General features: G+C 41.2%; 20 protein-coding genes. 12 read left to right on the forward strand and 8 right to left on the reverse strand.

Going from position 1 to position 22,360, the window contains the following annotated elements:
• Positions 1-10: 10 nt before the first annotated feature.
• Entirely contained in the window at positions 11-1,339 is a 1,329-nt protein-coding gene (locus tag ATS71_RS12835) for an IS4 family transposase (RefSeq protein WP_058404632.1), read from the reverse strand.
• A gap of 209 nt (positions 1,340-1,548) precedes the next feature.
• Between ATS71_RS12835 and glyQ the strand changes: the two genes are divergently transcribed.
• The 3 genes from glyQ (at position 1,549) to ATS71_RS12850 (ending at position 5,081) form a co-directional block, all read left to right on the forward strand.
• Positions 1,549-2,451, forward strand: coding sequence for a glycine--tRNA ligase subunit alpha (gene glyQ / locus ATS71_RS12840; protein ID WP_004588055.1), 903 nt, complete (start codon positions 1,549-1,551; stop codon positions 2,449-2,451).
• A gap of 2 nt (positions 2,452-2,453) precedes the next feature.
• Positions 2,454-4,523, forward strand: a complete 2,070-nt coding sequence (gene glyS, locus ATS71_RS12845) for a glycine--tRNA ligase subunit beta (RefSeq protein WP_058405175.1) — start codon at positions 2,454-2,456, stop codon at positions 4,521-4,523.
• A 108-nt stretch (positions 4,524-4,631) separates the two neighbouring features.
• Positions 4,632-5,081 (forward strand): hypothetical protein, encoded by a 450-nt coding sequence (locus ATS71_RS12850; protein WP_058405176.1) that lies wholly within the window; start codon positions 4,632-4,634, stop codon positions 5,079-5,081.
• Between the two features lie 100 nt (positions 5,082-5,181).
• On the opposite strand, the gene tusA is transcribed toward ATS71_RS12850, so the two are convergent.
• The 3 genes from tusA to fadB all read right to left on the reverse strand — a co-directional run bounded on the left by tusA (position 5,182) and on the right by fadB (position 9,050).
• Positions 5,182-5,421, reverse strand: a complete 240-nt coding sequence (tusA, locus tag ATS71_RS12855) for a sulfurtransferase TusA (protein ID WP_058405177.1) — start codon at positions 5,419-5,421, stop codon at positions 5,182-5,184.
• 295 nt (positions 5,422-5,716) lie between these two features.
• Positions 5,717-6,886: an acetyl-CoA C-acyltransferase FadA gene (fadA, locus tag ATS71_RS12860; RefSeq protein ID WP_008130791.1), complete on the reverse strand. Its 1,170-nt coding sequence runs from the start codon at positions 6,884-6,886 to the stop codon at positions 5,717-5,719.
• A gap of 4 nt (positions 6,887-6,890) precedes the next feature.
• Complete coding sequence (fadB, locus tag ATS71_RS12865; RefSeq protein WP_058405198.1) at positions 6,891-9,050, reverse strand: fatty acid oxidation complex subunit alpha FadB; 2,160 nt, start codon at positions 9,048-9,050, stop codon at positions 6,891-6,893.
• 192 nt (positions 9,051-9,242) lie between these two features.
• Between fadB and ATS71_RS12870 the strand changes: the two genes are divergently transcribed.
• The 8 genes from ATS71_RS12870 to ATS71_RS12905 all read left to right on the forward strand — a co-directional run bounded on the left by ATS71_RS12870 (position 9,243) and on the right by ATS71_RS12905 (position 16,810).
• A complete protein-coding gene (locus tag ATS71_RS12870) occupies positions 9,243-11,129 on the forward strand; it encodes a transglycosylase SLT domain-containing protein (RefSeq protein WP_058405178.1) in 1,887 nt (628 codons plus the stop codon).
• Between the two features lie 116 nt (positions 11,130-11,245).
• Positions 11,246-12,568 (forward strand): Xaa-Pro dipeptidase, encoded by a 1,323-nt coding sequence (pepQ, locus tag ATS71_RS12875; protein WP_058405179.1) that lies wholly within the window; start codon positions 11,246-11,248, stop codon positions 12,566-12,568.
• A gap of 57 nt (positions 12,569-12,625) precedes the next feature.
• Positions 12,626-13,240 (forward strand): YigZ family protein, encoded by a 615-nt coding sequence (locus tag ATS71_RS12880; RefSeq protein ID WP_058405180.1) that lies wholly within the window; start codon positions 12,626-12,628, stop codon positions 13,238-13,240.
• A 96-nt stretch (positions 13,241-13,336) separates the two neighbouring features.
• Positions 13,337-14,788 carry a TrkH family potassium uptake protein gene (locus tag ATS71_RS12885; RefSeq protein WP_058405181.1) on the forward strand — a complete coding sequence of 484 codons (1,452 nt, stop codon included), beginning with the start codon at positions 13,337-13,339 and terminating at the stop codon, positions 14,786-14,788.
• 36 nt (positions 14,789-14,824) lie between these two features.
• On the forward strand, positions 14,825-15,487 hold the full coding sequence (locus ATS71_RS12890; RefSeq protein ID WP_058405182.1) for a flagellar brake domain-containing protein: 663 nt from the start codon (positions 14,825-14,827) through the stop codon (positions 15,485-15,487).
• Positions 15,488-15,951: 464 nt separating this feature from the next.
• A complete protein-coding gene (locus tag ATS71_RS12895) occupies positions 15,952-16,164 on the forward strand; it encodes an EF-hand domain-containing protein (protein ID WP_058405183.1) in 213 nt (70 codons plus the stop codon).
• A 137-nt stretch (positions 16,165-16,301) separates the two neighbouring features.
• Complete coding sequence (locus ATS71_RS12900; protein WP_058405184.1) at positions 16,302-16,514, forward strand: EF-hand domain-containing protein; 213 nt, start codon at positions 16,302-16,304, stop codon at positions 16,512-16,514.
• A gap of 80 nt (positions 16,515-16,594) precedes the next feature.
• Entirely contained in the window at positions 16,595-16,810 is a 216-nt protein-coding gene (locus ATS71_RS12905; RefSeq protein WP_058405185.1) for a calmodulin, read from the forward strand.
• 67 nt (positions 16,811-16,877) lie between these two features.
• Here ATS71_RS12905 and trkA read toward each other — a convergent pair whose 3' ends face one another.
• The 4 genes from trkA to def form a co-directional block, all read right to left on the reverse strand.
• Positions 16,878-18,254, reverse strand: a complete 1,377-nt coding sequence (gene trkA, locus ATS71_RS12910) for a Trk system potassium transporter TrkA (protein WP_058405186.1) — start codon at positions 18,252-18,254, stop codon at positions 16,878-16,880.
• Positions 18,255-18,335: 81 nt separating this feature from the next.
• Complete coding sequence (gene rsmB / locus ATS71_RS12915; RefSeq protein ID WP_058405187.1) at positions 18,336-19,634, reverse strand: 16S rRNA (cytosine(967)-C(5))-methyltransferase RsmB; 1,299 nt, start codon at positions 19,632-19,634, stop codon at positions 18,336-18,338.
• Entirely contained in the window at positions 19,627-20,580 is a 954-nt protein-coding gene (gene fmt / locus ATS71_RS12920; protein ID WP_058405188.1) for a methionyl-tRNA formyltransferase, read from the reverse strand. Before fmt ends, rsmB begins: the two co-directional genes overlap by 8 nt.
• A 21-nt stretch (positions 20,581-20,601) precedes the next feature.
• Positions 20,602-21,108: a peptide deformylase gene (gene def, locus ATS71_RS12925; protein WP_006794002.1), complete on the reverse strand. Its 507-nt coding sequence runs from the start codon at positions 21,106-21,108 to the stop codon at positions 20,602-20,604.
• A 119-nt stretch (positions 21,109-21,227) separates the two neighbouring features.
• Here def and ATS71_RS12930 point away from each other — a divergent pair, with 119 nt between their 5' ends.
• Complete coding sequence (locus ATS71_RS12930) at positions 21,228-22,349, forward strand: LysM peptidoglycan-binding domain-containing protein (protein ID WP_058405189.1); 1,122 nt, start codon at positions 21,228-21,230, stop codon at positions 22,347-22,349.
• The last annotated feature ends 11 nt before the right edge of the window (positions 22,350-22,360 follow it).

Below are 22,360 nucleotides of genomic sequence, written 5' to 3' on the forward strand. Positions count from 1 at the left end.
CTAATGCCAGTCAGTTAAGCTGACTGGTATTTTTCTTTTTTGTGGGGTATTTGCTTGGTTTGGGTTTGACCCTCCGAGGGTAGAACCTGTCTTCCCGCCTCGTCGGAAGCTCGTAATAAGTTAGCTGATTGATGAGGTTTTCATACAGCACAGGGAGTTTTCCTGAGCTTGTAAGTCCCGTTGTAAGTAAGAAGGCCACAACCGCGCTTGAGCACCCGCTGAAGCTTAGCTGATTTGGCCAGATACCTTTACGTGTAGCCGCTTCGGTCATAGCCACTCTTATCAAGTTGTAAGCAAGCAGTAACCCCCATAATTCTTGCTCAACCATGTCTTGGCGTTTGCTTCTAAGCGTGTATTCACTGTTCAGTAGCGTCTGTTTCATTTCACGATACCCTAACTCAATTTCCCAGCGGTGGCTGTATAAGTCTACAATTTCGTCACTGGGGTAACGCATTACATCGGTAAGCGATGTAAGAATTCGGCACTCTTTCCCTTTAACTTTTTTCGTAATTAGTCGCGCCTCAATCTCGTCCGGCAGCTCGGGGAACTTCTTTCTCGCTTGTGGAGTGGCTCTCAGCCTTACCTGTTTATCTACACGGCTATAACTTTTTATTACATCAAATTGGAGTCCTTTTCTTGCCGGTATCATCCAGTGTCTTTCCTCTCCCGCTTTTTGCCATTGATGCAGCAAGCCTAAGGAATAAAAACCACGGTCAAACAGGGTCAGTGAATGATTCGGCGTATCATTAATTAGCTGCTCTGCTAGCACCATTTCATTCGATTTGTATTTATCAAACGCACTATTAATGAGTTGGTGGCTTGTCAGCTCCATTTGGCACACCATGCGGATTTGAGGAAATGCCGTATCGCCATACTGAGTACTACCAGAGCCATACTTTTCACGGTTTTGAGCGGTATCAGCCGTTCTCCACACAACCCCATCGACACCGAGCAAATTTAGTCCATTCCATGTTTCGAATTTATTTTGTTGATACCAATGCTTAGCCATCTTCTTAAAGGATTTTTCGACAGCTTCGGTTCCTAGGCGCTGTCGCGCCTGAACCATCGCACTGGGTGCAACAAGCGGTGTTTTACCTGGTAGTGCAATATCCATCTTAGTCGCAATATTCCACACTGACTCTTGCCTAAAAAGACTCATCCCCATGACACACCACATCACAGATTCAAGAGGTAAGCGACGCTTTCTGACGGTGGCGACTCCCGCTTCAACAAAAGCCTCATCAATAATAGATGGCTGTAGAAATGACGAGAGCTTTTCAAACGAATGAAATTGGGTACTGGCATTAAATGCGGTGTCTAAAGCTGTTTTAATATTCATAAAAAAATCCGATGGCAAATGCTCATCGGATTCTTACATCTATAAAAGATCGGTCAACCGATCATTAAAATATTTCTTAACTGATCGGCATTAGCCTAAGGGCTCCTTTTTTATTTTCTACAAATACACAAACTGCTTAAAACCTGAGTGTACACACGGTATACTAAGGATAATTTTCACGCTACTTCTTAGATAGTAAAAAGCCAAATATGCAAAAATACGACGTAAAAACCTTCCAAGGTTTGATCCTGGCTTTACAGGATTATTGGGCACAGCAAGGCTGTGTCATTATTCAACCACTTGATATGGAAGTGGGCGCTGGGACATTTCACCCGCAAACATTTTTGAAATCAATTGGCCCTGAGCCAATGTCTAGCGCATACGTACAACCGTGTCGCCGTCCTACGGATGGCCGCTATGGCGAAAACCCAAACCGCTTACAACATTACTACCAATTTCAGGTAGTGTTAAAGCCATCGCCAGATAACATCCAAGAGCTTTACTTAGGCTCACTAGAAGCAATGGGGATTGATACCCTAACTCACGAAGTACGCTTTGTAGAAGATAACTGGGAATCACCTACATTAGGTGCGTGGGGCCTAGGTTGGGAAATTTGGTTAAATGGTATGGAGGTAACGCAGTTTACCTACTTCCAACAAGTAGGCGGCTTAGAGTGCTCACCAGTAACTGGCGAGATTACTTATGGCCTTGAACGTTTAGCTATGTACATTCAAGGCGTAGATAGTATTTACGACCTAGTATGGGCAGATGGTCCACTAGGGCGTGTAACTTACGGCGATGTGTTCCACCAAAATGAAGTAGAGCAATCTACTTACAACTTTGAACACGCAAACGTAGATGACTTATTTGCGCAGTTTGATAAGTGTGAAGCTGAGAGCCAAAAGTTAATTGAAGCAAATTTACCACTTCCTGCCTACGAGCAAGTTATGAAAGCATCGCATGCATTTAACCTATTAGACGCGCGTCATGCTATATCGGTAACAGAACGTCAGCGTTATATTTTACGTGTCCGCGCGTTATCAAAAGCATGTGCACAAAGTTATTACGATGCACGTGAAGCGCTTGGTTTCCCGCTGTGTAAGGATAAGTAAGCATGTCAGCACAAAATTTATTAGTAGAAATTGGCACTGAAGAATTGCCACCAAAGTCGTTGCGTAAACTTGCCGAAGCATTTGCTGCAAACTTAACTCAAGAGTTAGAAACACTAGAGTTAGCGCACCAAGGCGTCAGCTGGTATGCATCACCTCGTCGTTTGGGTTTACAAGTAAAAGCGCTTGAAGCTAAACAACAAGACAAAGAAGTTGAAAAACGCGGCCCTGCAACAAAAGCAGCGTTTGACAGCGAAGGTAACCCTACAAAAGCAGCAATGGGTTGGGCACGCGGTTGCGGTATTGACGTAAGTGAAGCACAAACACTCGAAACCGATAAAGGCGCTTGGTTACTACATATTGCTAAAGTTGCAGGGCAAGAAACTAAAACGCTAATGGCAGATGCTATCGCAAAAGCGTTAAGTAAATTACCAATACCAAAGCCAATGCGCTGGGGTGCAAATAAAACACAGTTTATTCGCCCAGTTCATACCGTCACTATTTTATTTGGTAGCGAGTTACTCGAAGGTGAAATACTGGGTAAGCAAGTAAGTAACCAACTGCAAGGTCACCGTTTTCATCACCCAGAAAAAATTAGCATCAGCCATGCTGATGAGATTTTTGATGTACTTAAATCTGCTTACGTTATTGCTGATTACGAACAACGTAAAGCGCAAATTCGTGCACAAATAGAAGACGCTGCAAACGCAGTTAACGCTGTTGTTGCAATGGATGAAGACTTATTAGAAGAAGTAACATCACTGGTAGAGTGGCCAGTAACATTAACGGCAACATTTGAAGAAGCATTTTTAGATGTACCAGCCGAAGCGCTAATTTACACCATGAAGGACGATCAAAAATACTTCCCGTTATTAGATCAAAACGGCAAACTTTTAAATAAGTTTTTGTTTGTATCTAACATCGAAAGTAAAGATCCAAGCGTGGTAATTTCAGGTAACGAAAAAGTAGTGCGCCCACGTTTAGCTGATGCGCAGTTCTTTTTTGAAACCGACAAAAAGAAAACATTAGAAAGCCGTTTTGAGTCGCTAGATACCGTTTTATTCCAAAAGCAGTTAGGTACGCTTAAAGATAAGTCTGTACGTATTAGCGAACTTGCCGGCTACATTGCAGAGCAATTAGGCGCAGATAAAGACCTTGCAAAACGTGCAGGCCTATTAAGTAAAACAGACTTAATGACCGAAATGGTAATGGAATTTACCGATGTACAAGGTGTAATGGGAATGCATTACGCTCGCTTTGACGGTGAAGCAGAAGACGTAGCTGTTGCTCAAAACGAGCAATACATGCCACGCTTTGCAGGTGATAACTTACCTACAAACCTAATTAGTTGTGCAGTAGCCATTGCTGATAAGTTTGATACGCTGGTGGGTATTTTTGGTATAGGCCAAGCACCAAAAGGTGATAAAGACCCATTTGCACTTCGTCGTGCTGCTATTGGTGCATTGCGTATCATGGTCGAAAAAGAGTTACCGCTTGATATTTTAGACCTAGTAGCAAAAGCACAAACATTGTTTGGCGATAAGCTAACTAATCTAAATGTATCAACAGATGTATTTGATTTTATGCTAGGGCGCTTCCGCGCATGGTATCAAGATGAAGGCATTGAAGTTGATGTAATTCAAGCTGTGCTTGCGCGTCGTCCAACTAAACCTGTTGATTTTGACCGCCGTGTTAAAGCGGTAAGCCACTTCCGCACTTTAGACGCCGCAGAAGCGCTTGCAGCAGCTAATAAGCGTGTAGGCAACATTCTTGCTAAAAACGATATCACAAGCCAAGGTAACGTTGATGAGAGCTTATTAAGCGACGATGCTGAAAAAGTATTGGCATCACAAGTGGCAAAATTTGCGACTGAGCTGGCACCACTTTATGCTGATGGAAACTACCAAGAGGCGCTTAGCCAATTGGCTGGCATTCGTGAAAGTGTTGATAACTTTTTTGACAACGTAATGGTTATGGCCGACGATGAAGCTGTTAAGCAAAATCGCCTTGCGCTATTAAGTCAGTTAAGTGGTTTATTTTTGGATATTGCAGATATATCTGTTTTACAAAAATAACAGCCATTAGCAATTTAAAAAGCCAGCATAACGCTGGCTTTTTAGTTTTAATACCTATTAGCAAAATAGGCATTTTTTTAATAGGTATAATGAATAGGATGAAAATTGATGATTACAATAAAAAATATAATACCACTCGCTATTGTTGGGTTACTCAGCGCATGTTCAAGCCAAATATCAATTAACGATGTATTGCCGCAAAAAGAACTCGACCGCACCATGTACCTGCGAGGCGATTTTACCTTATGGGATGCAGAGCCTCAATATCAGCTTAATTTAGTGGGCCCAGCACTTTATCAAGCACAGGTAAAATTTAGCACACCAGGTAAAGTGTACGAATTTAAAATAGCCGATGCCGATTTTAGTGAAGGCTTTAACTGTGGTTATAGCGACTCATATCCACAAGGTCAAAGTTTAACGCTAGGCCAAGCAGCAAGCGCAGACTGTAATACTATTTATAATTACTTTAGTTATACACCTGCGATAAAAGGCGCGTATATAGTCAGCATTGATTTCAGTGACTACGACGAACCAAAAGTGACTATAACGAAGAAATAGCAGAATGTTTATAGTTGCAGTTTTTAGCGTAAAGAGAAGTAAAAAACCGTACTTGATTTAACGAGCACGGTTTCTATTTTGAAACTGAGAACTGAGAGCTTTACAACCCTTTTTTCACCACATACCTATACGGCGCTTCATTCGCGTCTTTAGCCACCAGCGTGTGATCCATAAATACACAAAAGCTTGGAATATCACGGGTGGTTGATGGGTCATCGGCGGTTATTAACAGTGTTTCACCCTCGTTCATTTTTCGAATAGCAGCACGTACCATCATTACAGGTTCTGGACAGCGAAGACCTATTGCATCTAATTGGTGATCGGGGTTATCAAAATTCATAGTACGTATGCCTGTTAATAGTGATTCAAATATGTGATTTTAATGAGTAGTCAGACTTTTTTGTTGCGCCAAAGTTTAGCGTAATTTTAAGTATACTTTAACTAAATTACTTAGATCTGGATCAGTTTTCATTTAAGTCTATATACATAAACATTAAATTATAAACCCGATCACAACAACATCACTAATCTAAATCGCTTTAGTAAAGTACCTTAAATTTGGCAAATAAAAAAGGCGAACTAACTTTCGTCAGTGCGCCTTTTTACTCACCAAGATGGTTTACATGTTAAGAGTATTAGTCTTGAACACGCTCAAATACAGTTGCGATGCCTTGGCCTAAACCAATACACATAGTCGCTAAACCATATTTAGCATTTTTATCTTCCATTAAGTGAATTAGCGAGGTGCTGATACGCGAACCAGAACAACCTAGAGGGTGGCCCAGAGCGATAGCGCCGCCATTCAAGTTAACTTTTTCGTCAACCACATCAGCTAAACCTAAGTCTTTAAGTACTGGCAGTGATTGCGCTGCGAAGGCTTCGTTAAGCTCAGCTACATCAATGTCATCAATTGTGATACCCGCTTGTGCAAGTGCTTTTTTACTTGCTGGTACTGGGCCGTAACCCATGATTGATGGATCGCAACCGGCAACTGCCATTGCTTTAATGCGCGCACGAATTGGTAAGCCTAACTCTTTAGCTTTTTCTTCGCTCATTACTAACATCGCTGATGCGCCATCAGAAAGTGCAGAAGATGTACCCGCTGTAACAGAACCCGATGCTGGGTTAAATACTGGGCGAAGCTGAGATAAACCTTCAACCGTTGTTTCAGGACGAATTACTTCATCGTCTTCAACTAAAATTAAAGAGCCATCTGCTGCATGACCTTCCATTGCTAAAATTTCGCGGCGGAAACGTCCTTCAACTGTTGCAGCATGTGCACGTTGATGCGAACGGTATGCAAATTCATCTTGCTGCTGACGGCTAATGCCGTGAATAGTTGCAAGGTATTCTGCTGTTAAACCCATAGAGCCTGAAGCTTGCGCAATTGACGTTGCTAGGCCTGGGTGAAAGTCGTTACCGTGGGTCATAGGAACGTGACCCATGTGCTCAACACCACCAATTAGGTAAGTATCGCCAGCGCCAGTCATAATAGCGCGCGCAGCGTCGTGCAATGCTTGCATTGACGAGCCACATAAACGGTTAACGGTCGTTGCTGGTACTGAGTGTGGAATACCCGCAAGTAGCGATGCGTTACGTGCAACGTTAAAGCCTTGCTCTAATGTTTGCTGTACACAACCCCAATAAATGTCGTCGATTGATGCAGGATCAACCGCTGGGTTGCGTTCTAGTAAGCCCTTCATTAAGTGAGCGCTTAAGTCTTCCGCACGCTTGTTTTTAAATACGCCGCCTTTTGAGCGACCCATTGGTGTGCGGATACAATCTACAATTACTGGATTATTCATGATATTAACCTTCCACCTTATAGAAAACACGGCCTTCTTCAGCCCATTTGCGAGTTTGCTCTGATACTTGGTAAATCGCACCTAGGTGAGCGTATTTGTCTGCTGCTGCAACAAAGTTAGCTAAACCAGTTTGATCTAAGTAACGGAACGCACCGCCTCTAAATGGAGGGAAACCAACACCGTACACAAGGGCCATATCAGCTTCTTGTGGAGAAGCAACAATGCCTTCTTGTAAACAAAGAAGAACTTCGTTGATCATTGGAATCATACAACGGTCAATGATTTCTTGTTTATCAAATTCTTTCGGTGCATCAGTAATTGGCGCTAGTAGCTCAACTGCTGTTGCATCGCTTGATTTTTTAAGACGACCACGACGGTCTGTTTCGTACTTGTAGAAGCCTGCTTTGTTCTTTTGACCAAAACGTTTTTCATTTGCGAAAACAGTCACTGGGTCTTTTTCTGCACGCGCCATGCGCTCAGGGAAACCGTCAGCCATTACGCCAGTACAATGATAAGCCGTATCAATACCTACAACATCTAGTAGGTAAGCCGGACCCATAGGCCAACCAAATACGTTTTCCATTACTTTATCTACTTTTGCAAAGTTAGCGCCTTCAACAACTAGCTTGCTAAAGCCTGCAAAGTAAGGGAATAAAACACGGTTTACAAAAAAGCCTGGGCAATCGTTAACAACGATAGGAGACTTGCCAAGTTTAAGGGCATAATCAACAACTGCGTTAATGGTTTTGTCTGACGTTTTTGCACCACGAATAATTTCTACTAATGGCATTTTTGGCACTGGGTTAAAGAAGTGCATACCACAGAAGTTTTCTGGCTTATCAAGTGCTTCAGCAAGTAAATCAATACAAATAGTTGACGTGTTTGATGTAAGTACAGTGCCTTCTGGCATGTTCTTTTCAAGGTCTGCTAATACTGCTTGCTTAACTTTAGGGTTTTCTACAACGGCTTCAACAATAATGTTGGCGTCTTGAAGGTCTGAGTCGTTAAGTGTAGGTTTGATTTTACTGAGTGTTGCCAACATTTTTTCCATTGGCATGTGGCCACGCTTAACTTTTGCACCTAGTAATTTAGACGCTTCACCCATACCTAAATCAAGCGCATCCTGTTGGATGTCTTTCATTATGATAGGTGTGCCTTTATAAGCTGACTGATATGCAATACCGCCGCCCATAATACCCGCGCCCAATACTGCAGCTTGTTTAATTTCTACATCGCTGTGCTTAGCAAGTTTACGTGCTTTACCTTTGATGAATTGGTCATTTAAGAAAATGCCCGTTTGTGCTGCAGCTTCGTTAGTACGCGCAAGTTTTGCAAAGTTAGCATTTTCGATTGCCATTGCTTCATCGCGAGTACAGTTTGCCGCTGCTTTAATAGTACGTACTGCCATAACCGGAGCAGGATAGTGGCCTTTGGTTTTACCCATTACCATACCTTCTGCCATAGCAAAGCTCATGCCTTGCTCAACACGGTTTAATTTAAGTGGCTGTAGTTTTGCGTTGCGTTTTGCTTGCCAATCTAACTTGCCTGCAATCGCTAATTCAAGTGTTGCTAAACTTGACTCTAAAAGTTTGTCAGCACTAACTACTGCGTCAAACGCACCTACTTTAAGGGCGTCAGCTGCGCGGTTTTCAGCGCCTGAAGTGATCCACATCATTGCGTTATCTGCGCCAATGATACGTGGTAAGCGCACTGTGCCACCAAAACCAGGCATTATGCCAAGTTTAACTTCTGGTAGGCCCATTTTAGCGCTTTCGCTTGCAACACGATAATCGGTAGCAAGTGCCCACTCACATCCGCCGCCAAGTGCTAAGCCGTTTACAACGCTTAGAGTTGGGAATGGAAGATCTTCAATTGCATCAAAAACGTCAGTTGCGTTTTTGATCCACACTACTAAGTCTTCTTCAGGTTTAGTAAATGTAGGTAAAAATTCGAAGATGTCGGCGCCGATAATAAAGTGGTCTTTATCACTGGTAAAAACCATGCCTTTGATATCAGAATTAGCAGCTAATTCTTTTAATGCTGCTGCACAATCTGAAAGAGTTTTTTGAGATAATGTGTTTACAGAACCTGCAACACAAAACTTAAACTCGGCGATGTTTTCCTTTAGGAAGCTAACTTCAAAGGAATCGCTTTTATATAACATTTTATTCTCCCTAGTTGACGAACTAAGACTGGTACGATGAGTTTGCATTTCAATCAGTGTGCTTGCTTTGAATAGAAAATGCAACGAAAAATTTAACTCGGTTACAAACGACTGGTTAAAATATAGCTGGTTTGGTGCTAAGGTGGTGAAAAAGCTTTTATTCACTACTTTAATTTTTTATTAAAGGACATTATGAAAAAACAATTATTTAGTTTTGCGGCAGCTGCTTTTATTTTTCCTCTTTATTCTGCCGAGGCTAGCATCGATAACGACGCATTTTTAGATGCTGAGAAAAAAGTACGCAACGCAAGTTACCGTGAGTTCAAAAATGTAGTTAATAACCTAAATCACCCGCTAAAACCGTATGTAGAAAAAACATACTGGCAACGAAACCCGAGCATAAAATATCAGGCCGAGATAGAAAGCTATCTAAATATATATCAGCATACGCCACTTGAATGGCCTGTTCGTAAAGTGTGGCTGGAGTATCTTGAAAAAAATAATAGAAAAGCGGCGTATATTCGTAATTACCGCGACACGAGTAATGTTGAATACACTTGCACTTATTTAGGGTATCAGCTGGACTTAGGTGCCCCAGAAAAGGCCATTTTAAATCAGGTGACCGATTTATGGACGGTGGGTAAGTCACAACCTAAAGAGTGTGATTCGTTATTTTCGTATTGGCGTAAAAAAGGCTATATGAATGCCGATACCGTATGGCAGCGAATTACGCTTGCCGCGCAAGGCGGTACACAAAGTTTACTTCCTTATTTAAAAACACTTTTACCAAAAAATGAGCGTTACCTTGCTGACTTATATTTAAAAGTACGACGCGACCCAAGTGCTGCGGCGGGGTTATACCGCTATAAAAATAAATCGCTTAAAGAAGGTGAAATTGCACTTTATGGTGTTAAGCGATTGATATGGCGAGATAAAGAACTTGCGCTTCGCGCATGGGAAAAAATAGAGCGTATGTTTAACTACAGCGATGAAGAAAAGGCAGATTTATACTACACCTTTGCTTTATCACTCGCTTCTAGCGGGCATAAACAAGCCAGCTTTTGGTTAAACAAAGTGCCAAAAGAGCGACAAGATAAAAAGTTAATGCAATGGCAGCTTGGTAATATGCTAAAAACCCAAGATTGGGCAGGCATTGCTGCGTTTTTTACTGGTAAAGAAAACCTTAGCTTGGGTCAACAGTATTGGCTTGCATATAGTTACGCAGAACGCGGCGATGAGCAAAAAGCTAAAGAAATGTGGCAAAGTATTGCAACTAACCGAGATTACTACGGCTTTTTAGCTGCTGCACGTTTAGGGCTATCGGTTGATTTAAATAATCAACCTAAAGTGGTTAGTGAGCAACTAATCAATAAAGTAAGTAATGCTCCCGGTTTTAAACGTTCAAAAGCATTATACGAACTAGAGCGTGTTACTTCCGCGAGACGTGAGTGGAATTACTTAACAAATACTTCAAATGAAGAAGAAAAACTTGCAGCCACCGTTTTATCTACCGATTTGGGGTGGCACGACAGCACTATATTCACACTGGCTAAAATAAAAGCGTGGGATAACGTTGAGCAGCGTTTTCCGTTTGCTTTTCAAGACATATTTGAACGCTACAGTAAGCGCAATAAAATAGATGTGGCGTGGAGTATAGCTATAGCAAGGCGAGAAAGTTCATTTGCACCTGACGCGCGATCAAGTGCTAATGCTCGAGGTTTAATGCAATTGCTGCCAAGTACTGCTAAATATGTAAATAAAGGTAGCGTGTCTAATAGTCGGTTATATCAACCTAAAACAAATATTAGGCTAGGAACTAGTTATCTACGTTATTTGAAAAAGAAAAATCACGGTAACGAAATATTAGCTACGGCATCTTATAATGCAGGCTACCATCGTATAAAACGCTGGGTGCCTGATGATGCAATGCCTGCAGAGTTATGGATAGAGCTTATTCCATACCGTGAAACACGCGACTACGTAAAAAATGTATTTGCTTATAGGCAGGTATACCATACTCGCATGGGCCGAGAGGGTAATATATTGGCTCCTATACTGGAAATGAAAATAGGCGGGTAGTAAACATAAGTTTAAATTAGGGGGATAGTGCTTACTGTGAGCCATCCCCCTTTTTTGAGCGTAATAGCTATAAGTGGTAGACTCAGCACACGTTAAATTTAACAGATGGATTAACAATGGATAAATTAGCCGTTTTATACGCAGAACATATTGCAACACTGCAGCAGCGTACTCGTACAATTTGCGAAAGCGAAGGGTTAGAAGGATTAGTTATTCACTCTGGCCAAGCAAAGCGCCAATTTTTAGACGACATGTATTACCCGTTTAAAGTTAATCCTCACTTTAAAGCCTGGTTACCTGTTATTGATAATCCGCATTGCTGGATTGTTGTTAATGGTAGTGATAAACCTAAGCTTATTTTTTATCGTCCTGTTGATTTTTGGCATAAAGTACCCGACGAGCCACGTGATTTTTGGGCTGAGTATTTTGATATAGAGTTATTGTTACAGCCCGATCAGGTTGAAAAGCTGCTCCCTTATGATAAAGCAAAATACGCGTATATGGGTGAATACATAGAAGTAGCTCAAGCACTTGGTTTTAGCATCATGAACCCAGAGCCCGTGCTTAACTATTTACACTTTAACCGTGCTTACAAAACACAATATGAACTCGAATGTTTACGTAATGCTAACCGCATAGCCGTTGACGGCCACAAAGCTGCGCGCGACACTTTTTTTAATGGTGGCAGTGAGTTTGATATTCAACAAGCGTACCTTATGGCTACACGCCAAAGCGAAAACGAAATGCCGTATGGCAATATAGTGGCGCTTAACGAAAACTGCGCTATTTTGCATTATACTCATTTTGAGCCAAATGCACCGCAAACACATAACTCATTTTTAATTGATGCTGGCGCAAACTTTAACGGTTATGCTGCAGATATAACGCGCACTTATGACTTTAAAAAGCAGGGTGAATTTGCTGAGTTAGTTACAGCAATGACCGCAATACAGGTTGAGTTAGGTAAAGGTTTAAAACCTGGCATGTTATACGGTGATTTACACGTTGAGTGCCATAACCGCATAGCGCAAATTCTTAGCGACTTTAATATAGTTAACTTACCGGCTGCAGATATAGTTGAGCGTAAAATCACGTCTACTTTCTTCCCACATGGTTTAGGGCATCACCTTGGTTTACAAGTGCATGATGTAGGCGGTTTTATGAGTGACGACAAAGGTACTCATCAAGCATCACCAGACGGGCACCCATTTTTACGTTGTACCCGTATGATAGAGAAAAACCAGGTATTTACTATCGAACCAGGTTTATATTTTATTGATTCGTTGTTAGGTGATTTAGCACAAACGGATAACAAGCAATACATTAACTGGAATAAGGTTGAAGCGTTTAAACCTTATGGTGGTATTCGTATTGAAGATAACATTATTGTGCACGAAGATAGTTTAGAAAATATGACGCGTGACTTACACTTAGATTAAGTGAGCAGTTTGCGATAGAAGGGGCCTGATGGCCCCATTTTTTTGGTTAAGTAAAATATGTCAGAATATAAATACCCAGCCGAGGGTGTGTTTCATCAAGAAGAAACAAAAAAAAGCACGTTTATTGTGCATATTGCACACACCCCAGATTTAGTCGCAGCTAAAGCGTTTATTAAAAGTATTGAAGATAAGTACAGCGATGCTCGGCATAATTGTTGGGCCCATGTGGCAGGTAACCCCGGTGGCAGCCATGTGTATGGGTTTTCAGACGATGGTGAGCCAAATGGTACGGCCGGTAAACCAATGTTAAATGTGCTTGTGGGATCAGGGCTAGGTGAAGTTACAGCCGTGGTAACTCGTTATTTTGGAGGGATTAAACTTGGAACTGGCGGTTTAGTGCGAGCATATGGCGGATCGTTAAATAATGCATTAGCAAAATTAAACACCGTACTTAAAGTGCCAAGCGTTGAGCTACTGGGCAGCAGTGAATACAGCATGCAGGGCGCAATTGAGCAGCTACTTAAAACACACTACCAAGTGCTTAACATTGAAAAGCAATTTACTGCTAATATTAACTGGGTGATCACCATTGATAGCCGCCAAGCACAGCAAGCAATTAAAGATATTTTTGATTTAAGTCACGGCGCAGTTGAGTTAACTATTAAAGAGTAATAACCTACACAAGTTGCATATAATGCATATTCATTCTATTTAACCAGGTTAATGCAGTTGAGCCTGAATTTACTAATAATAAAAGCGATTAGCTAAATGCAATTTCGTACCATCATAAAAATTCTTGGCCAACTTGTTGCGCTGTTTAGTATTACCATGGTGCCACCTGCTGTGGTGTCTTTAATTTATAAAGATGGTGGCGGTGTCCCTTTTGTTTTAGCGTTTATTTTCAGTATTATTATTGGTTTAATAGCGTATTACCCAAACCGACATGAAAACGGGGATTTGAAAGCACGCGAAGGCTTTTTAATTGTGGTTCTGTTTTGGTTGGTACTGGGGGCATTCGCATCCTTGCCTCTTATCTTTTTACAAGAACCTAATTTATCCCTTGCTGATGCTGTGTTTGAAGCCTTTTCGGGTTTAACAACCACGGGGGCTACAGTTTTGACTGGGATTGAGTATTTACCTAAGTCGGTACTGTTTTACCGCCAGCAATTACAGTGGTTTGGCGGTATGGGGATCATTGTATTAGCTGTTGCAATACTGCCCATGCTAGGTGTTGGTGGAATGCAGTTGTACCGTGCTGAAATCCCCGGCCCAGTAAAAGATTCAAAAATGACCCCTCGCATAGCCGATACCGCAAAGCACCTTTGGTATATTTATGTGTCGTTAACCATTACCTGTATGTTGGCGTATTGGGCGGCAGGTATGGACTGGTTTGATGCAATTTGTCATGCGTTTTCTACCGTCGCGATTGGCGGGTTTTCGACTTATGATGCTTCTATGGGTCACTTTGATAGCCCGGTTATTAACTTTATTTGTGTCTTCTTTTTAATCATCGCAGCTATTAACTTCTCTTTACACTACGCTGCTGTGGCAAGCCGGAACGTGCAGGTCTACATTCGTGACCCTGAGTTTAAAGTGTTTTTATGTATTCAATTAGCGCTGGTGGTTATTTGTTTTGCGGTTTTGTCCTCAAATGAGATTTACGCTAATGGTGATGAAACGCTCGACCAAGCATTATTTCAAGCGGTATCAATGAGTACAACGGCCGGTTTTGCTACTGATAACTTTTCGACGTGGCCGCTGTTTTTACCTATTTTATTAATATTTTCGAGCTTTATAGGCGGCTGTGCGGGCTCTACCGGGGGCGGTATGAAAGTGGTGCGCGTGTTTTTACTCTACCTGCAAGGCGTGCGTGAACTTAACCGTTTGGTACATCCTCGTGCTATTTATTCAATTAAGCTTGGCCGTAAAGCATTGCCTGATAAGGTTGTAGAAGCCGTGTGGGGGTTTTTCTCTGCTTATGCTCTGGTGTTTATTATTATTATGCTGGCGCTGATGGGAACGGGAATGGATAATATTACAGCGTTTTCGGCTACGGCGGCGTGTTTAAATAACTTAGGTCCAGGCTTGGGTGATGTTGCCTCGCATTATGGTGCAATTACCGATGGCGCTAAATGGTTGCTGACGATTGCAATGGTATTTGGCCGACTAGAAATTTTTACTTTGCTTGTGTTATTTACGCCTACGTTTTGGCGCGGATAAAACACAACGTTTTACTACTATGTTTATGGAATGGATATGCCAGCAACACATGCAGATAAATTAAATAATATACCGGTTGGCAGTTTAGTTGACTTAGAAATATTAACACCTACCAGCAGTAAGCGCGTGAAAACAGAAATGGTCGGCTTGCTTGAGGAAAAGTTTATTATTTTAAATTTTCCAACAGCTAAACGTTTACCGGGCGCAAATGACTACTTACGAGATGGTGTTACTGTGGTTGTAAGAGCATTAATAGAAGGTGACGATGGACAAATAATTGCTTTTAGACAGCAAATTAAATCTATTGCATCACATCCCGTTAGGCTGATTTTTATTAACTACCCTAAGCAAGTTCAGCTATTTAGTTTACGTTCGCAAACACGTATTCCAACCCTATTACCAGCAAAACTTAAACTCAGTGATGACAAGGTACTTGATGGTGTTATTAAAGATATCTCACTAACCGGTGCTATGTTCGATATAAAAACTGACGCTGATCTAGAAAGCATTAAAGACTCTCAATGCACAGTTGTATTAGGGAGTAATGGTAAAGACTTTGAAGGCGAAGTGTGCAGTGTAAAAGATCATAATGCAGGCGTGCGTTGTGGGATTAAGTTATTAGCCAGTAAAGAAGAAATGAAAGCTTTTATGAAAGAGCACTTTATTGACCCCGCAATGATAGAACTCGATGCCGATTAGCTTTAATGTCGCTATTTTGCAACAAAATAGCGACTTTTTACTTTATGAACGAAAATAAATTACCAGCCTTTAAAATTATTCTTTTTACTCAATAAAAACAATTGGATAACTTTAAATTTTTTTATGATTTATTTTCTTTTTATACCTCGTTCAGTTTAAAACTTACCTGCTCAATACCTAACCCCCTCTTAGTTATTCAAGTTATCTGGCTTTGTGGTTTTTTGTATGAAACCTAACTAACTGATTTTTAATAACTTACAAATTTTAACTAAACCTGCGTTGCTAAATAGCTACAAAAATAATGCTTAAATTTGCATGGCTTTCAGTATTTAATGTTTAAGTTATTGAAAAATAACACTTATTAAATGTTGGCATTTAAGTTGTAATAGTCTGGTTGTACTAATCGAAAAACGTGATTAACAGTAAGTACCAATCACTCACATACAATTTGAAGGATACATACTATGAAACGCATAAATAAAACATTAGCACTTATCGCACTTGCTTCTTCGTCAGCCGCTTTTGCAGGCTCTGACTTTAATACACTCGATGTAGACGGCAATGGCGCAATTAGCCAAGCTGAGGCATCGGTTGATGCAAAATTAATGAGCATGTTTACAGAGCTCGATACTGACCAAAACGGTGAGTTATCAAAAGAAGAGTTTTCAAAAGCTTAATTAAATAACAAGCATCCTGAGTTGCCAAAGACAACCTAAGTAGGCAAGGGAGCCTTCGAAAAAGGATAACAAGGAAGTGAAGCTATTTTACGAGTTAATTAGGTTATTTTTTAAATAAAATTTTGAAGGATTAAGTCATGAAACATTTAAACAAAGCATTAGCACTTATTGCATTAGCGTCTTCTTCAGCAGCATTTGCAGCATCAGATTTTGACAGTTTAGATACCGACGGCAGTGGTGCAATTAGCCCAAGCGAAGCGGCAATAGACACTGATTTAATGGCTGAGTTTACAGAGCTAGATACAGATGGCAATGGTGAACTTTCTAAAGACGAGTTTGCAAAATTTTAAAGTTAACCGGTATTGGTCTAACTATTTTTCACAGACAGGGATCTTAGAAAAGGACTTCCCATTTTACTAGGAACATTATTATGAAAACATTAAATACAACACTTGCAGTTTTAGTTTTAGCATCTTCTTCAGCAGCTTATGCGGCCGTAGACTTTGCATCGTTTGATAGCAATAGCGATGGTGTAATTAGCATGGAAGAGGCAAAAGTAAATTCACAGCTAGTAAAAATTTTTAAAGATTTAGACACAGATGGAAATGGTGAGCTTTCAAAAGACGAGTTTGCCAAAGTACAGTAATATCAATATACCCCAATCATACTCCACTAAAGCCGCCATATTCAGCGGCTTTTTTGTGTCTGACGCGTTATAAAAATATAGCGCTTACTTGGAAGAGTTTTTCTACCACGTTGATATGCTTTTTATCAATTAAAAACATGATTACGTGATCGCCCGACATAATAATGGTGTCGTCGTGGGCAATGAGTACATCGTCGTTACGCACAATGGCACCAATGGTTGTTCCGGCAGGTAATTTTATATCGGCAATTGCGCGGCCAACTACTTTAGAGGTGCTTTCATCACCATGGGCAACTGCTTCAATAGCCTCTGCAGCTCCTTTACGCAGCGAGTACACGTTAACAATATCACCGCGACGTACGTGGGTTAACAATGCAGAAATTGTTGCCTGTTGCGGTGATATAGCAATGTCTATTTCGCCACCTTGTACTAAGTCTACATACGCGCCACGTTGAATAAGCACCATGGTTTTTTGCGCGCCCATGCGTTTTGCAAGCATGGCCGACATAATGTTTGCTTCGTCGTCGTTGGTAACGGCAATAAATACATCCACTTGTTCAATATGTTCTTCAGAGAGGAGTTCTTGATCGGAAGCGTCTCCACAAAAAACAACCGTGTTATCGAGCATTTCTGAAAGCTGTTCAGCACGCTCTTTACTGCGCTCTATTAATTTTACGGTGTGATTTTTTTCAAGAGAGCGAGCAAGGCCAGCTCCGATGTTGCCACCACCGGCTATCATGATTTTTTTGTATGAACGTTCAAGTTTTTGTAGTTCGTTCATTACGGCGCGTATATGTTTTGTTGCCGCGATAAAAAATACTTCATCGTCGGCTTCAATAACGGTTGTACCCAGCGGCTTAATGGCTTTGCCTTGACGATAAATAGCCGCAACACGAGTTTCTACATTAGGTATATGCTCTTTTAATGCAGATAAAGCATAGCCTACTAATAAACCTCCGTAATAGGCTTTTACTGCAACTAGCGAGAGCATACCATCGGCAAATTGCAAGACTTGTAATGCGCCAGGGTAGTCAATTAAGCGGCGAATATACTTAGTGACTAACGCTTCTGGAGCAATGTAATGATCGATTGGTAAATCATCGTTTTGGAAAAGCTTTTCACGGTATTTTAAATACTGCTCAGAGCGAATTCGAGCAATTTTAGTGGGTGTATTAAAAATACTATACGCCACTTGGCATGCCACCATGTTTACTTCATCCGAGCTGGTTACCGCAATAATCATATCGGCATCGTCTGCGCCGGCGCGGCGCAATACATCAGGGTGAGCACTGTGGCCCATTACACCTTGAAGGTCGTACTTATCTTGCAGCTCGCGTATACGGTTACCGTCAATATCTACTACGGTAATTTCGTTTTGTTCGCCTACTAAGTTTTCAGCTAGCGTGGCGCCAACCTGTCCAGCACCGAGTATGATTATTTTCATTATTTACCAGTGTATTAAGTAGTAATAAAAAGCCATTTTTAAATTTAAAAATGGCTTGTTGTACGCGTTATTAAGCCTTAATTAACTCGGCTTTTTAACCATTTTAGCGTAATAAAAACCATCACTTTCGCCCGGAAGTAGTTGTAACCCCGGTGTAGTGAGGGTGTCTTTATCATGAAGTGGAATATGTTCTACATCATCGTTATTAGCTAAAAATTTAGCAACTTGTTGTTGGTTTTCTTTTGGAAGAACCGAACATGTGGCATATACCAATGTACCACCGGGCTTCAGTAGAGGCCAAATGCTATTGAGTATATCGCCTTGTAGTGCGGCTAAGTCTTCAATGTCAGATGCACGACGCAACCATTTTATGTCTGGGTGGCGACGAATAACGCCGGTTGCTGAACAAGGCACATCTAATAAAATACGATCAAATTGTTCATCGTCCCACCATGTATGCGGTTGCGATGCATCGCCACATTGTAGGTCAGCACCTAAACCAATACGGGTTAAGTTTTGCTTTACGCGTTCAAGGCGAGTGGCATCGCTATCAAGTGCAAGTACGTCGGCGTCGGCAAGCTCTAAAATATGGCATGTTTTGCCACCTGGGGCTGCACAGGCGTCTAATATAACGTCGTCATTTTTTGGCTCTAGGAAGCGAGCGGCTAATTGCGCTGCTGCATCTTGCACTGAACAAGCACCGGTATCAAACTCAGGAAGTGAAAAAACATCACGCGGCTTGGCAAGTTTAATCCCATCTACAAAATCTGGGTTTAATGTATGCTCTATATCATTTGCCGTTAGCATATCGCTGTATTCTTGCGTGCTAAATTGTGATTGGTTTACACGTAACCACATTGGCGCTTGCTGCTGGTTTTCTTCAAGTATGGCTTCCCAGTTTTCAGGGTAGGCTTCTTTTACTTGTTTAATAAACCAATTAGGGTGGTTGTATAAACACACTGGAATCAGCTTTGCTTTTTCTTCAAGCTCCGCTTGTTGGCGTTGAAAGCTACGTAAAATAGCATTTATTAACCCTTTTAAGCCAAGTGCGCGCATTTGACCTAATGCATTTACGGTCTCGCTAATCGCAGCATGCGGTGGAACGCGCATGTGTTGTAGCTGATAAATACCCACATAGAGTAAAAATTGAAAAATTCTGCGTTTACCTTTTAGTGGACTTTCTACTAAATGTTGGCAGTAGTTTTCAAGGCTAGGTAAGTAGCGTAAAACGCCATAACAAATTTGCTGTAACAGTGCTTTGTCTTTTGGGGGTAAACCTTGGCTTGCAAACGGTAATTCTTGATTAAGCGAAGCGCCTTTATCAACCACGTTATATAAAGTCTCAGCGGCCAGCGCTCGTACGTTTTGCACTTTATTCATTATTTTCGCCTAATAGTGTGCCAGGGCTAACCCAGTCACTGCGACCATTTAAAAAGTCGCTAATTGCCATTGGTTTTTTACCTTGCGGTTGCAACTGAGTAATGCTTAAAGCATGCTCACCACAGGCAACAACAACACCGTTTTTATCACTTGTTAAAACTTCGCCCGGCTTGCCTGATTGATCAACTACCTTCGCTTGGTATATTTTTACGGTTTGTTCACCCATTTGGGTAAAACACACTGGCCAAGGATTAAAAGAGCGAATATTACGTTCTATTTGCACGGCGCTCATAGACCAATCAATATTTGCTTCTTCTTTAGAGAGCTTTTTGGCGTAGTTAGCCAGCTCATCATTTTGAGGCTCAGGGGTAATGTCGCCATTAGCTAGTTTATTAACGGTGTCAATTAATGCACTAGGACCTAACTCTGCTAGTTTGTTATATAAACTGGCACTGGTTTCTGTATCACTAATAGGGCAGCGGCTAATATGCAGCATGTCGCCGGTATCTAACCCTTCGTCCATTTGCATTATGGTTACGCCTGTTTCTTCGTCACCCGCCCAAATTGCGCGTTGAATAGGTGCAGCACCACGCCAGCGAGGTAATATAGAACCATGCACATTTAAGCAGCCTAAGCGTGGCGTATCTAAAATAGCTTTAGGTAAAATTAAGCCGTAAGCCACAACAATCATTATGTCGGCGTTTAATGCGGTGAGCTCTGCAAGTGCTTCATCATTTTTTAATGACTGAGGCTGAAAAACCGGTAAGTCATTTTCAATCGCCAGGGCTTTAACTTCGCTCGCTTTTAATTTTTTACCGCGACCTGCAGGGCGATCTGGTTGGCTATATACGCCCACAATTTCATGTTCGCTATTTATTAGCGCTTGTAAATGGCGTGCGGCAAAATCCGGCGTACCGGCAAATATTATGCGTAATGGTTGGATCACTGAGTTTTCCTAAGGTACTGATTACTGTGCTGCAAACTTGGCTTCTTTTTCAAGCTTTTTACGGATACGTTGGCGCTTTAATGGAGATAAGTAATCAATAAATAGCTTGCCTTGTAGGTGGTCTAGTTCGTGTTGAATACAAATAGCTAATAGCTCATCTGCGTCTAACACAAATTCTTCACCGTTTTCGTTTAGTGCAGCCACTGTGACTGTTTCTGCTCGGTCTACTTTTGCGTACGAGTTAGGTACTGATAAACAGCCTTCTTCGCTAATCGTTGACCCATCTTTTTTAATGATTTGCGGGTTAATTAATACCAGCGGTTCGTCACGCTCTTCAGATACATCAATAACCACAATACGCTGGTGGATATTTACTTGCGTTGCGGCTAAACCAATGCCATTTTCGTCGTACATGGTTTCGAGCATGTCTTTTACAATTTGGCGAACTTGGTCGTCAACGTCTGCAACATCTTTTGCTATTGTACGTAAACGCTCATCTGGAAATCTTAAAACTTCTAACCTAGCCATTAGTTACCTTTTTCACTTGTGCTTAATTTAGGGTATTGTATGCTCTTATTTTAGCCATTCACGTTCACCTTTAACAGGTTTTGAGCAATAATAATGAAAAAACAATACAAGGAAGCTCAATGAAATTTCCGTTAGTTGCAATCATACTGGCACTAAGCACCTCTTTTGGGGCGATTGCTGACGTGCTAAAAATAAAAAAAGATGCACCAAAACAGTATGTTGTAAAAAAAGGTGATACGTTGTGGGATATATCTGGCATTTATTTAGATGAGCCATGGTTGTGGCCAGAACTATGGCAAATGAACCCGCAAATTGATAACCCTCACCTAATTTATCCGGGTGATGCATTGGCACTTATATACGATGCAGACGGAAATCCACGTTTAGTTATTAATAAAGCGTATCGAAAGCTGTCTCCCCAAGGACGTATTACGCCAAAGGGGTTAAATGCAATTACCACTTTACCTTTGCATATGATTAAACCTTACTTAAGTTACGAGCAAGCGATTAACAGCGACGATATAAAAAATATGCCGTATGTGTTAGGTGCTAACGAAAATACAAAAACACAAACTTTGGGCCATATTTTATATGTTAAAGGTGATCTTAAAGTACATGGCGCCTATGCGATTTATAACGAGGGTGAACCCTATGTTGATTTAAACACAGGCGAAGTATTAGCAACGCGTGCATCTTACGTTGGCATGGCGCGAGCGTTTAGAAGTGGCGATGAAAGTAACGGTGTGCCGTCGTCGTTACGAGTCGAATCAGTAAAACGAGAAATTAAACAAGGTGACTTTTTAATGCCAGCAATGGAAGGACAGCTATTGCCTGCGTATTTTGATATTCACCGCCCAAAAGAGCCTGTTGAGGGGCAAGTAATAGCATCACCTCGCCAAGTAAGAGAGTTCAGCACAATGGATGTTGTAGTGCTAAACTTAGGCCGCGAGCAAAATATTGAACCAGGCCATGTTTTAGATTTAGAGCGTGAATCACCTACGGTTATTGATGGCCCTCGAGGTCCTCGTTATCCAGAAGATTCAAGTAAATTTGAAAAACTGTTATCTGATGCAAGTCAGTTATTTAGTGATAAAGCTGACGAAGATAATACAACATGGAAAATGCCTAAAGAAAAAGTAGGCGAGTTAATTGTATTCAAAGTGTATGACAAAGTAAGTTATGCATTAATAACAAAAAACCAGCACCCAATTCGCGTTGGAGATATTGCAGTTATTCATTAAGAAGTAGCGAG

The sequence above is a fragment of the Pseudoalteromonas sp. H71 genome, from assembly GCF_001468485.1.
In the GTDB taxonomy this organism is placed as follows: Bacteria; Pseudomonadota; Gammaproteobacteria; order Enterobacterales; family Alteromonadaceae; genus Pseudoalteromonas.